Genomic DNA, 12685 nt, shown 5'->3' on the forward strand with positions numbered 1-12685 from the left:
GCGCCGTCAACCCTTGAAGTCGTGCCTGGGCACCCTTGACCGGCCCGTGCGGACGATACTCGCCGGGGTCGGTAAATCGATATAAGGCTCCAGCTGTGGCCATTTGTGCTTTCTGCTCGACCTCGATCGTTCCATGGTGGAAGATCTAGGTGAAGGGAGTGGTCGACGTGTCCGTATAATCTCGCGAGTCACGCATAAGGCCTGTTCGGAGCGCTGTTGTGACGCTCTGTATTGCCCTCGTGGGAAAAGAAGAAAGTTTTTGATCTTCCATCTTTTCTGTAGACAAGTTTCCAGTCAACTACCGAGGTGGCTACGTGACCGAAACGCCTGAACCAGGCGAGATCGACCTTGACACCATAACGCTCAGTCAGAGCGTCATCGCCGTCAATGACCGGCCGCGCGCCACGACCGACCCGGTCACGCACGACCTCAGCCGGCGGGAGGCCGACATCCTGCTCCGCTCCTACCGGGAGCCGGGCTGCTTCCCCGAGGCGGTGCGCCGTCTGGCCATGCGGCACCTGCTGGTCCTCGTGGGCGCCGAGGAGACGGGCAAACGATTAGGGGCCATCGCCCTGCTCTCGCGCATGTCGCTGGCCGAGAGCACGATCACCGTGCTGTCCCCGGCCGCCACCGCTCTGGAGCTGCTCTCCGCGACCGACTACGGGCCCGGGCAGGCGTACGTGCTGCACGACTGGATCGCGGTCGGCGCCGAGCGGATCGAGCTGGTCAACCTCGCCCGCAAGCTGGCCGAGCTGGGCTCCTACCTCGTCATCACCAGGAACGGCGGCCCCTCCCAGGCGGTCGAGGTGGAGCAGCCGTGGTGCGCCCCCGACCCCGGCGAGCTGTTCGACCTCTGCCTGAGCACCTACGGGCCGCGCGCGGGCACCGGCGCCGAGCAGCTGGCCGACGCCAGGAATCAGGCGCTCACCCTGCCGACGCCCGCCGCGGTGGTCCGGCTGGCCACGCGGCTGGTCCGCGACGGCGAGCCGGCACGCTGATCGCGGCCCTCACCGGCCTCGCCCACCTCAGAGGCCGGTCACGCCCGTGATGCGGTGGAGGGCGAAGCGGTGCACGGCGGCCCTGGTCTCGTCGTAGGCGGTCAGGTAGCCGCCCTCCATCCGGGCCGGCTCCAGGATGCGCGACGTCGCGTTGCCCTGGGAGTCGAGATAGCCGATCCACACACGCACCCCCTGCTTGATCGCCTCCTGCAGGGCCGAGATCGTCGCGGTGGCGGGCCCGCGCGGCACCTGGCCGTTGGGCGCGTCGACGGGCTCGCGCCGCGCCAGGTGCGCCGCGTCGCCGGCCCGCAGCGCGCGTACGGCCGCCGCCGCCACCTCCGGGTCGAGGCCGTTCGCCGACGCGATGGTGCGCACCGGCGCCGTGCCCTCGGTGCGGCGGCTTTCGAGCTGGGAGACGATCACGTCGCCCTCGATCGACTCCGCGACCGGGGCGTATCCCATCGCGCGCAGCGAGTCGACGAGCGCCGCCCGCGACGAGCGGGAGGCGATGACGGTGGGGGCGAGCCGGCGCAGCCGCAGCGCGGCGGAGCGGCGGTCGGCGATGATCTGGTCGAGCAGCGCCGGATCGTCGCACCGGATGTACGCGCTCGCGGTGCCCACGCGGATGCGGCCGTGCCGCCTGGCCACGTCGGTCACCAGGTAGGACAGCGCCTGCGGCACCGGGGTAGCCGAGTGGCGGCCGAGCACCGACAGCAGCTCTTCCGCGCCGTGCCCCGCGTCGAGCGCCCGGCGTACGGAGCCCTCGCTGAACCGGTAGACCGTGGCCCCGCCCTTCGACTCGACGTCGGCGGTGAGCGCCATCCAGCGGTTGAGCTCGCTGGTCAGCGGGCCCGGCGCGACGGCGGTGAGGTCGGCCTGGAGCAGCACGTGGTCGACGGGCTCCGGCAGCAGCGGCGCGAGCACCCCTGCCGGGTCGTCGCCCTCGATCAGCGCCCGCCCGTGCCCGGCCAGCGCGCCCAGCCCGGTCATGCCCACCTGCTCGGCCTCCCGCAGCGCGAACTCGACGAGCTGCTCGCGCAGCGGTCCCCGGCGGCGCGGCTGCTCCCACGCCAGCCGTTCGAGCACGGAATCACGCTCGGGCGCGAGGCCGGGGGAGGAGGCCAGCACCCGCAGCGTTGCCTCCCTGACCCTCGCGGCGGACGAACGGCGCAGGTCGGCGTGGAGGGCGTTGAGCGGCCTGTCGCGCTCGTCGCCGCGTCTGGCGGTCGCGCCCGCTTCGCCGCTCGTTGGCGTCGCTGCCCCCGCTCTCTCCCGGCGAGCTCCTGCGCTGCTGTGTTTGATGGTCGCGCCCGCTTCGCCGCTCGTTGGCGTCGCTGCGCCCGCTCTCTCCCGGCGAGCTCCTGCGCTGCTGTGTTTGATGGTCGCGCCCGCTTCGCCGCTCGTTGGCATCGCTGCGCCCGCTCTCTCCCGGCGAGCTCCTGCGCTCCGGTCGCCGACCAGACCGGGCACCCGGTCCATGCGCAGCCAGGTGGCCGCCAGCGTCATCCACCGGTCGGCGACCGGCCTGATCCGCCACAGGTCGTAGCCGGAGGTCGGCAGCCACTCGCCGTCGACGCCGCCGCCCGCCGCGATCAGGCCGGCCGCGTGCGCCACCTCGACGACCAGCGCCGTCACCCATTCGGGCAGGTCGAGCTCGCCCGCCGTGCGTTTCAGGTCGCGTACGCCCAGCCCGCCGGTGCGCAGCACGCCCGGCGGGTCGGCGCCCCATCGCTCGCACAACTCCTCCACGGACCTGACGAACGAGAACGCCTGCCCGGCCGCCGTGCGGTCGGCCAGGTCCGGGTCGCGCGCGGTCCCTTCGAGCGGTGGCGGCGTGGCCCGCAGACCGCGGTGCACACGCCCGCCGCGCAGGTAGAGCCCCACCTCGCGGGGCAACGTCACGCTCTCCTCGCCGGTGGCCGCCAGCAGGCCGCGCGCGAGCAGCTCCTCGATGGGCGAACGGGCGGAGGCCACGCGCACCTCGCGCCTGGCGTTGGGCACCCGCCCGGTCGGCGGGCCCCAGACGAGCTGGTCGAGCGCGCCCCTGGCCTCGGCCGAGACGGCGCCGACGAGCGCGGCCGGCTCGGCCAGCGCCGCCGCCAGCCGCTCCTTGCCCGCACCCTCGGTGCCCGGCGCGACGTCGTCGGCCATCTCCTCCAGGAGCTCGGGCGCGTGGTGCCGGAACGCGTCGACGGCGCTCGGGCCGAGCCCCGCCGGGTCCTCGAGCACCTTGCGCACGCCGGGGCCCAGGTCGAGGGCGTCGTCGGGGCCGTAGACCAGGGCGAGGTCGGACAGCCTGCCGAGCGCCTCCGACAGCGCCGGCTCCGGGTCGGCCCGCCCCGCCTCCTCGTCGCCGTCCAGGGCCGCGCCGATGAGGTCGCGCAACTGTTTCCTGGATGTCGGCCCGGGCCGGACGGCGAGCGTCTCGACGACCGCCAGCGTGAACCGGTCGAGCCGGTCGAGCACCCTGCCGATCGCCGAAGGGCTGGCCGCGCGCGACGCCAGGCCCTCCAGATGAGCGGGCACCGGAGTGATCAGCTCGGGACGCGCGGACACGAGCACCCGCAGCTGCCCGTCGGTGCGTCCCCTGATCCACTCCGTGAACTCCATCGTTGCCATGGTATGTGCACCCCGATTGGGGCAGCATTGCTTGACGTGATTGAGCGAGCCGACCAGCAGGTGCTGAACTACGTCTCCAAGGCGGCCGACGCCGCGCACGGCGTGCTCAGAGCCGACCAGCGGCTCGACTTCGCCAAGCGGTTGCGGGCCAGGATCGAGACCGAGCTGAGCGGCGGCAGGAAACCGCGCGATGTGTCGAAGGTGCTGGCCAGGTTCGGTGATCCAGTCGCGCTGGTCGAGCGCGAGGCCGGCCGGCTGGCCGCGGCCGGGATCGCGACGCTGCGCTCCAGATCGCCGGCGGCCCCCACCACCGCGCCCGTCACGACCCCCACCACCGCCTCTACCGCGGCCTCTACCACTGGGCCCGTGACGGGGCCCGCCGACGCGCCCGGCACGACCACCGCGTCAGGCACCGCGTCAGGCACCGCGTCAGGCGCCGCCCCGGCTCCCGGCGCCCCGCAGAAGGAGGAGGCCGGCGCCACGCTGCGCTTCGCCGCCGTCGCCGGCGACCGTGACCTGCCGCCGGGCGTACGCGAGCACCGCAGGATCGCCCAGGAGCGTCTGACCCGGCGGCCCGGCATGGACCTGCCGTTCGCCGGGCTGCGCAAGGTCGCCATGTTCAGCGCCAACCCGCTGGCCACCGACGGCAGGGACGCCAGGACCATCGTCAAGGAGCACCCGCGCGACACCGCCGCGATGGTGATCCTGGTGGTGGCGGCGCTGCTGGTGCCGTTCGACCTGCCGCCTGTGGCGATCTTCCAGGTGCCGGTCATGGTGTGGGCGCTCGGCGCCGCGCTCGTGCTGTTCAGCGAGACCTGGACGATCCGCGACAAGGTCCTCGGCGTCGGCGCGCCGATGCTCGGCTACTCGGTGGGCGGTGTGCTGATCGGCGGCCTGCGGGTCGGCATGGAGGCCGGGCTGTCGGCGTTCGTGACGCAGTTCTTCGACGTCAGCGGGACCATGTTCATGATCGGTACGGGTCTGGGCGTGGTGTGGCTGGCCTACCGGCTGCTCGACGTCACCTGACGGGCGCCGGGCTGGGGAGCAGGCCGACGGCCAGGCGTACCCACGCGGTGACGAACTGGTCCTTCTCCGCGTGCCCGGGGAGCTCGCCCACGGTCTCCTGGAACAGCCGGTAGTGCACGACCGAGCCGCCGAGCACGGCCGCGATGCCCGCCCAGTCGAGATCCACGTCGTGGTACTCGGGCTGCGCCATGAACCAGGTGACGATCGCGTCGAACATGGGCTGCAGCAGCCCCTGCCTGACCACGGCGACCAGTTCGGGGAACTGGCTCAGGTCGCGGAAGAACACCCGGGTCAGCTCCGACTCCTCGCGCACCTTGGCCAGCCCCGCGCGGCACATGTGGGCCAGGCGCTCCTCCAGGTCCGCCGACGCCTCCATGGCGCTCAGCTCGGCCAGGCTCTCCGCCACCTGGCTCCTGGTGCGCGCGGCGTGCTGGTTGATCGCGGCGGCGAGCACTTCGTACTTGGACTTGAAATGCCGGTAGAGCCCTCCGGCGCCCGGGGACAGCCCTGAAGCGGCCTCGATCTCGGCCACGGACGTGGCGGCGTAGCCCCGCTCGGCGAACAGTCGCAGAGCCTCGTCGACGATCCGCTCACGGGTCGATCTGGTCATGTCTATCCTGATACCTCCGTAAGGAGCGTAGCCGTTGCCCGGAGCGGCCCACCGCCGCCCTCACGGAGCGGCGCGCCGGATCAGGCCGGCCAGCGCGGAGCCGATGATCAGCCACACGATCGCGGCGAGGCCGTAGTTGACGAGCGCCGTCCAGCGCGGATCGGCGAGCTGGAACAGGCCGGCCAGGCCCAGGGACAACCATGCGGCGAGCGATTCGACGAACTGGTACCAGATGTTGGCCGGGTTGGCCTTGAACACGGTGAACACCGCGTAGAGCAGCACGGAGAGCGCGGCGACCCTGCAGGCCACCTTCACCAGGTAGGCCGCCGCCGACACCGTACGGCGCCACGGCGTCGCGATCCGGCCGCCGGGCCTGGCGGGCCGGTGCGGGCGGGGCGGGGCGGAGGAGGCGACGAGCCGGTCTCCGGCCTGCGGCGGTCTGGGGGTGTTGGTCACGGCCGCTCCTCTCCGATAAGTAATTCCTTTCTTCCCATTACCAGGGTTCCAGAACAAGGGCCCATTACGGGGAGTTGAGCACTGTTTGGCATCCTTCTCATGTGGTGACTTCAGTGGGGTTCGACCTTGACATGACGTTGGCGGACACGCGGGCGGGGATCGCGGCCACGTACGACGAGCTGGCCGTCCGCCTCGGTGTGCCCTTCGACAGCGCGGCGATCGTGGAGAGGCTGGGCCCTCCGCTGGAGAGGGAGCTGGCCAACTGGCTGCCGCTCGAGGCGGTGCCCGCGGCAGCCGACCTTTACCGTCAGATATATCCGGAACTCGGCGTTCCGGTGCATACGGCGATGGCGGGTGCGTACGACGCGATCGAGGCCGTCCACGCGGCCGGCGGGCGGGTCATCGTGGTCACCGCCAAGAACCTCAGGGACGCGATCGGCACGGTCGAGTTGCTGGGGTTGCCCGTGGACGAGGTGGTCGGCTCGGCGTTCGGCACCGGGAAGGGATCGGCACTCGCGCGGTTCGGCGCGGCGGCCTATGTTGGTGACCATGTTGCGGACATCGAAGCGGCACGTGCGGGCGGCGCGGTGAGCGTGACGGTCGCGACGGGCCCGTACACGGTTGGAGAGCTGCGAGATCACGGAGCGGACGTGGCGTTGGCCGACCTGACCGATTTCGCCGCCTGGTTCGCCGGCTGGCGCACCCAAGCGGAACTTGGGTAATTCACCGCCATTTACCCGGTCGCCCTGGCGCTCTTCGGGGCATAACCTACATTCATCCATCCTTCGTTTTCGACTGTTTGAACGAGGTCCTCCTGTGCCGAGTGGCAAGGTCAAGTGGTACGACGCCGACAAGGGATTCGGCTTCCTCACCCGCGACGACGGCGGTGAGGTCTTCGTGCATTCATCCGCGCTGCCCACCGGCGCAGGCCCGCTCAAGCCAGGCCAGAAGGTCGAGTTCGGCGTGGCCGAGGGCCGCCGGGGCCAGCAGGCGCTCTCGGTCCGGATCCTCGAGCAGCCGCCGACGCTGGCCAAGGCCAAGCCCAAGGGCAAGCGGAAGAAGCCGGACGAGATGGTGGTCATCGTCGAAGACCTGATCAAGTTGCTCGACGGCGTGTCGACCTCCTACCAGCGGGGCAAGCACCCCGACGCGGCGCACACCAAGAAGATCGCGCAGGTGCTGCGGGCGGTCGCCGACGACCTCGACGCGTAACGCGTTCAGCCGTTGGGATTGGTCAGCGGCTTGGTCGGGTCGAGGGTGTCCTGGCGCTGCTGGTGCTGGTGCTGGTCGGCGGCGGCCTCGGCGCGCCGCCGGTGCAGCTTGGCGTCGGCGGCGCGCCTGTGCCTGATCCTGGAGACCAGCAGCCACGCGAGCGCGGCGGTCAGCGCGACCGCCAGCGTGACCAGCCCGGCCGTGCTGCTCTCCGACAGCGAGAGCAGCAGCCCGGCCAGCCCGCCGAACACCCAGGCGAGCTGGAGCACGGCCTCGACCACGCCGAACGTCGACGAGCGCACCTCCTCGCCGATCTCCCGCTGCACGATCGCGTCGAGCGCCAGCTTGCCCAGCTCCTGCGCGAACGCCGTGATCAGCGAGATCGCCAGCGCGGCCCACAGGCCGAAGAAGATCGCGGTCAGGATGGTGGTCACGCTCGTCACGGCCAGCGTGGCCAGCACGATGAGCTGCGGCGCGTGGTTGCGGGTCCAGTTGGCGACGGCGGCGCCCGCCAGGCCGCCCAGCCCGGCCGCCGCCGCGAGCAGCGCGATCGTCCTGGGGATGTCGAAGAACGGGTCGGCCGCCGCCTGCGACTGCGTCGCCGCCAGCCACGGCACCGCGCGGTCCTGGACCAGGAACAGCAGGAAGAACAGCAGGAACCCGGAGAAGACCCGGACGGCCACGTTGGCCCAGACGGCCTCGGCGACCGTGGGGCCCACCTTGAGCAGCGTGCGCCAGCGTGGCGCGGCGCCCTCCTCCTCCAGGTCGGGCGAGTCGATGTGCCGCGGCAGGCGTACGGCGGCGACCCCGAGCAGCAGGAAGGCCACCATCGCGACGCGCAGCACCGCCGCGCTGCCCAGCCACGCGGTCAGCCCGGCCCCGACCGGCACCGCCACACCCGCGGCGACCAGCGTGAACAGCGCCACCCTCGCGTTCGCCGACACCAGCGTGATGTCGGCGGGGAGCACGCTCGGCATGATCGCCGCCCTGGACACGTTGTGCGCCTTCGACAACACCAGCACGCCCAGCGCCCCGATGAACAACGTCGGCAGGTCGCCGGCCCCCACCGCGGCGGCCATCGCGAAGCACAGCAGGCCCCGCCCGAACAGCGTGCCCGCTATCACGTAGCGCCGCCCCGACCTGAACCTGTCGAGGATCGGCCCCACGAACGGCGCCAGCAGCGCGAACGGCAACATCGTGATGACGAGGTAGAGAGCGACGGAGCCGCGCGCCTCACCCACGGGCACCCCGAAGAACACCGTGCTCGCCAGCGCCACCGTGACCAGCGCGTCGCTCGCGCTGTTGCCCGCCGACAGCTCGATCAGGCGGCCGAGCCCGGTGCGGCCGGCGCCGTCGGCGTGGGTGAGGCGGCGCGTGGCCCGGCCGACCTTCTGCGCGCCCTTCGCGGTGACCTTGCCCGCCCGCGCCGTGCCGCTGGCCGTGGCCCTGCTCGCGCGCAGAGTGGCACGACCCGCGTCGGCGACGCCGTGCGCCATCCGCCGCGAGACCTCGCGCGCCCGCTCCCAGCCTCCCTGCACGCCTACCAGTCTTACCCGATTCACCCGCGATCTCGGAGCGGGATCCCCCGTTGTGGGACTCTTAGGTCCCGCCATGGGTGAGAATGAAGTGTGAGCGAACAGCACCTTTTGGCGGAGGCGGTCCGATGAGCCGCACCAGGGCCCGCGTCTCCGCTCCCGACCAGGCCTGTGTCGCCGCGGTCGATCTGGCGCGCGCCGCGGCCGAGGAGCTGGCGCGCCCGGGCGAGCCCGGCGAGCACCTCGGCTACGAAGGCGAGGGCGACCGGATCGTCACCCACTATTTCGCCTGCCTCGACCGCGCCTATCGCGGCTGGCGCTGGGCCGTCACCGTCACGCGTGCCTCCCGCGCGAAGAAGGTCACGGTCAGCGAGGCAGTCCTCCTGCCCGGCTCGGGGGCGCTGCTGGCGCCCGAGTGGCTGCCGTGGAGCGAGCGGCTGCGGCCGGGCGACCTCGGCGTGGGTGATCTGCTGCCGACCGCGGAAGACGACGACAGGCTGGTGCCGGGTTTCACCGAGACCGACGATGACACCGACCGCCAGATGGTTTTCGAATACGGCCTGGGCCGAGCCCGTGTGCTCTCGGCCATCGGCAGAGACCGGGCTGCCAGGCGCTGGCACGCGGGCGAGCACGGGCCGCACACTCCGATCGCACACGCCGCTCCCGCGCAGTGCTCCACCTGCGGCTTCTACTGGTTGCTCGCGGGTGAGCTCCGGCTGTCGTTCGGCGTCTGCGCCAACGAATACGCGCCTGACGACGGCAAGGTGGTGGCCGCCGACCACGGTTGCGGCGCCCACTCGGAAGCCGCCGTGCTGCCGGCCCCCATGGAGCAGGCCATCCCCATCCTCGACGATCTGGGCTACGACCTGATGGAGGAGGAGACGGGCTCGGTCGACGCGTCCGCCTCCGAGGAGCTCGGCCACTCCTGACCCACGGGGGCGGCGTGAAGGGCCCGGCCGCTCCGAGGCCTGCCCGGCCGAGGGCTGGGCCACTTCCGAGCCGCCCGCGCGGCTGGGGAGGTCGGCGATCCCTCAGGGCGCATGCGCGGCGGCGTGAGGGTAGGTGGGGCGCGGATGCGCCTCGCCTGTCGGTGAAGGCCGCTAACCTACGGTGGCCCCCTACCCTCACACCAGGATCGTGATAGATGAGCGACACCTACGGCACCGACCGGATGCGAGCGGCCGTGCTCTCCGCCTGGACGGCCTCGCCTGCCCGGTTCCGCGAAGACGCCAACGCGGAGGAGGACTTCGCGCTCGGCGGCTACCGCGACCGGCTGATCGTCGAGTTGGCGCAGAACGCCGCCGACGCGGCGTTGCAGGCGGGCGTGCCAGGGGTGCTGCGGCTGACCCTCCAGGGCAGCGTGCTGACGGCCGCCAACACCGGCGCGCCGCTCGACGCCACGGGCGTCGAGGGCCTGTCGACGCTGCGCGTCTCCGGCAAGCGTGACGACGCCGGCGCGGCGGGGCGCTTCGGCGTCGGGTTCGCGGCCGTGGTCTCGGTCTGCGACGAGCCGGCCATCGGCTCGCGCGGGCACGGCTCCGTGCGCTGGTCGCGCGCTGAGACCTCCGCCGCGGTGGCGGAGATCCCCGAGCTGGCTTCCGAGCTGGCCGACCGCTCGGGGCACGTCCCGCTGCTGCGGTTGCCGTACGACGCGCCGCCGCTCGACGTACCCGACGGTTTCGACACGCTCGTCCGCCTTCCGCTGCGCGACCAGGCCGCCGTCGACGCGGTCCGGCGGATGCTCAACGAGACCAGCCCCGCGCTGCTGCTCGGCATGCCCGCGCTGGAGTCCATCGAGATCGACGTCGACGGGTCGGTCCGCACGGTCGTCGCCGACGGCTGGCACGTCGTGTCGGAGTCGGGCGAGTTCACGCCGGACGAGGTGAGCAGGCTCTTCGCCGACAGGCCCACCGAAGAGCGTGCCCGCCCCTACTGGTCACTGCGCTGGGCGGTCCCGGTGACCGGCACCGGCGAGCCGGGCTCGCCACCCGGCACGGTGCCGGCCGTCGTGCACGCGCCCACGCCCAGCGACGAGCCGCTCGACCTGCCCGCGCTGCTGATCGCGTCGTTCCCGATGGCCACCGACCGCCGCCACGTCGCCAAGGGCCTGCTCACCGACTTCCTGGTCGAGCGGGTGGCCGACGCCTACGTCCGGCTGCTCCAGGAGCTGCCGCGCACGTCCAGATTGCTCGACCTGGTCCCGTCCCTCATGGGCAAGGGCGAGCTCGACGCGCGCATCCGCAGGGCCGTGCTGGCCCGGCTGCCCGAGACGCCGCTGCTGCCCGCGCTGTCGGCGCCCGCGCCGGCCGTCCAGACACCCACGTTCGCCGAGGCAGAGGTCTACGAGCCCGACGCCGAGTGGCGGGTCGAGCACCCGGCGGCCGAGCCGGGCGACGAGGGATGGGTGGTCGCGGGCCGCGAGGCCGCCGTCGTGGCGGGCGCCTCCGCCGAGCTGCTCGAGACGGTCGCCGGCTTCGTCCCCGGGCTGCTGCCCGCCGGATGGCCGGCCAGGCATCCGGCGATGACGTCGCTGGGCGTGCGCAGGGTCGAGCTGGCCGACGTCGTCGACCTGCTGTCCGGTGAGGCCGTGGAGGCGCGCGAGCCGGCGTGGTGGCGCTCGCTCTACGACGTGCTGCCCGTCGACGATCCCGAGTCGCTGGGCGCGCTGCCGGTGCCGCTCACCGACGGCCGGCTCGTGCGAGGGCCGCGCGGCACGCTCATCCTGACCGACGGCGGCGCCGACCTCGACCTGACGCCGCTCGGGCTGCGCATCGTGCACCCGGAGGCCGCCCATCCCGCGCTGCTGCGGCTCGGCGCCGCCGAGGCCACGCCCCGGACGATTCTCGACGACCCGCTGACCAAGGCCGCCGTCGCGCAGTCGCTCGACAGCCCCGACCCCGAGCCGGTGGCGCGGGCCGTGTTGTCCCTGGTGGAGGCGTCCGGTCTGGCGCCCGGCGAGGCGCCGTGGCTGGCCGAGCTGGCCCTGCGCGGCACCGATGGCGAGCTCTATCCCGCGGGCGAGCTCATGCTGGCCGACGGGGCGCTGGCCGGGCTGATCGAGCCCGACACCCACCTCGGCGTGGCCGCCTCGGAACTGGCGGAGACCTACGGCTCGCGCGTGCTCGCGGCCGCCGGGGTGCTCGACGGCTTCGCGCTCGTGCACGAGTCCGACGTGCTGCTCGACCAGGACGAGTGCGACCACGACCTCGACGGCGAGGACGACTGGCTCGACCACGTGCTCGACCTGCTGCCCGAGCTCGACGTGCCGCCGCTGGTGCCCGAGTTCGTGGCGGTGCGCGACCTGGAGCTCGTGGCCGACTGGCCGGCCGCGCTCGAGCTGCTGACCAGGCCGCCGCTGCGCGCCGCACTCCACCCGCTGCGCGTCGAGGGCGTGGAGGTGCCCTCCTACACCGCGTGGTGGCTGGCCCGCCACCCCGTGCTCGGCGGGCGCAGGCCGCTGGAGCTGCGGCTCCCCGGCGCCGACCCCCTGTTGCAGGGCCTCTACGCCGACGCTCCCGCGGGCCTCGACGAGGGCGCCCTGTCCATGCTCGGCGTACGCACCACGCTGCCCGCGCTGCTCGACTCCCACGGCGGTCCCGAAGAACTGCTCGACCTCATGGCCGACGAGTCGATCGAGGTCGACCGGGCGCAACTGCGCGCCCTGTGGGTCGCCCTGGCCGCCGTCGATCCCTCCAGGGTCGCGCCGCCCTCCCGCGTGCGCACGGTGCAGAAGGGCTCCATCGTGGTGGCCCCGGCCGACGACGTCGTGGTGGTCGAAGCCCCCGACCTGCTGCAGCTCGTCACCGACCGGCCGCTGGTGCTCGCCCCCTACGACCTGGCCGAGGCGCTGTCGGAGCTGCTCGACCTGCCGCTGGCGGGAGAGCTCGCCTCCGGCGAGGTCACCTCCCAGGGTGAGGTCCTGCAGGTGCCTCGCGAGGTGCGCTCCCTGCTGCCCACGGCGCCGGAGACGTACGTGCAGCACGAGAAACTGCTCGTCGACGGGGTCGAGTGCTCGTGGCGGTTCTTCGAGGGGGCGGTGCACTGCACGGGGGTCGACGGGCTGGCCAGAGGGCTGGCGTGGGCCACGGGGCAGTGGAACGACCGGCTCGCGGTGGCCGCCCTGCTGCGTGATCCCCAGGCGGTTCCTCTCCTGCTTGCCGAGGCCGACCTCTCCTGACCCCGGCCGGCGCCCCGCCCTTCACGTGCCCGGCCCCGCGTCCTCCCTCGGC

Annotated in this window: 10 protein-coding genes; 6 read left to right on the forward strand and 4 right to left on the reverse strand. The window is 72.8% G+C overall.

The window, feature by feature from the left end; translation table 11 throughout:
• The first annotated feature begins 314 nt into the window (after positions 1–314).
• Positions 315–998 carry a hypothetical protein gene (locus tag ACTWPV_RS13485; protein WP_347645581.1) on the forward strand — a complete coding sequence of 228 codons (684 nt, stop codon included), beginning with the start codon at positions 315–317 and terminating at the stop codon, positions 996–998.
• A gap of 27 nt (positions 999–1025) precedes the next feature.
• Here the strand turns inward: ACTWPV_RS13485 and ACTWPV_RS13490 are convergent, their stop codons facing one another.
• On the reverse strand, positions 1026–3608 hold the full coding sequence (locus ACTWPV_RS13490) for a helicase-associated domain-containing protein (protein ID WP_443152003.1): 2583 nt from the start codon (positions 3606–3608) through the stop codon (positions 1026–1028).
• 45 nt (positions 3609–3653) lie between these two features.
• On the opposite strand from ACTWPV_RS13490, the gene ACTWPV_RS13495 reads away from it, so the two are divergent.
• Positions 3654–4643 (forward strand): hypothetical protein, encoded by a 990-nt coding sequence (locus tag ACTWPV_RS13495; RefSeq protein WP_443152004.1) that lies wholly within the window; start codon positions 3654–3656, stop codon positions 4641–4643.
• Here the strand turns inward: ACTWPV_RS13495 and ACTWPV_RS13500 are convergent.
• Positions 4636–5253 (reverse strand): TetR/AcrR family transcriptional regulator, encoded by a 618-nt coding sequence (locus ACTWPV_RS13500; protein ID WP_347645584.1) that lies wholly within the window; start codon positions 5251–5253, stop codon positions 4636–4638. The genes ACTWPV_RS13495 and ACTWPV_RS13500 overlap by 8 nt on opposite strands.
• A gap of 60 nt (positions 5254–5313) precedes the next feature.
• A complete protein-coding gene (locus ACTWPV_RS13505; RefSeq protein WP_347645585.1) occupies positions 5314–5709 on the reverse strand; it encodes a hypothetical protein in 396 nt (131 codons plus the stop codon).
• Positions 5710–5810: 101 nt separating this feature from the next.
• Between ACTWPV_RS13505 and ACTWPV_RS13510 the strand changes: the two genes are divergently transcribed.
• The gene (locus ACTWPV_RS13510; protein WP_347645586.1) at positions 5811–6431 is read left to right on the forward strand and encodes an HAD family hydrolase; all 621 of its coding nucleotides are present in this window, start codon (positions 5811–5813) and stop codon (positions 6429–6431) included.
• Between the two features lie 94 nt (positions 6432–6525).
• The gene (locus tag ACTWPV_RS13515) at positions 6526–6921 is read left to right on the forward strand and encodes a cold-shock protein (RefSeq protein WP_347624328.1); all 396 of its coding nucleotides are present in this window, start codon (positions 6526–6528) and stop codon (positions 6919–6921) included.
• 5 nt (positions 6922–6926) lie between these two features.
• Here the strand turns inward: ACTWPV_RS13515 and ACTWPV_RS13520 are convergent, their stop codons facing one another.
• Complete coding sequence (locus tag ACTWPV_RS13520) at positions 6927–8459, reverse strand: MFS transporter (RefSeq protein ID WP_443152005.1); 1533 nt, start codon at positions 8457–8459, stop codon at positions 6927–6929.
• Positions 8460–8584: 125 nt separating this feature from the next.
• On the opposite strand from ACTWPV_RS13520, the gene ACTWPV_RS13525 reads away from it, so the two are divergent.
• A complete protein-coding gene (locus tag ACTWPV_RS13525; protein WP_347645588.1) occupies positions 8585–9385 on the forward strand; it encodes a DUF3027 domain-containing protein in 801 nt (266 codons plus the stop codon).
• Positions 9386–9600: 215 nt separating this feature from the next.
• Complete coding sequence (locus tag ACTWPV_RS13530) at positions 9601–12633, forward strand: sacsin N-terminal ATP-binding-like domain-containing protein (RefSeq protein ID WP_443152006.1); 3033 nt, start codon at positions 9601–9603, stop codon at positions 12631–12633.
• Positions 12634–12685 lie beyond the last annotated feature (52 nt).

It is taken from the genome of Nonomuraea sp. KM88, from assembly GCF_052245635.1.
GTDB lineage: Bacteria > Actinomycetota > Actinomycetes > Streptosporangiales > Streptosporangiaceae > Nonomuraea.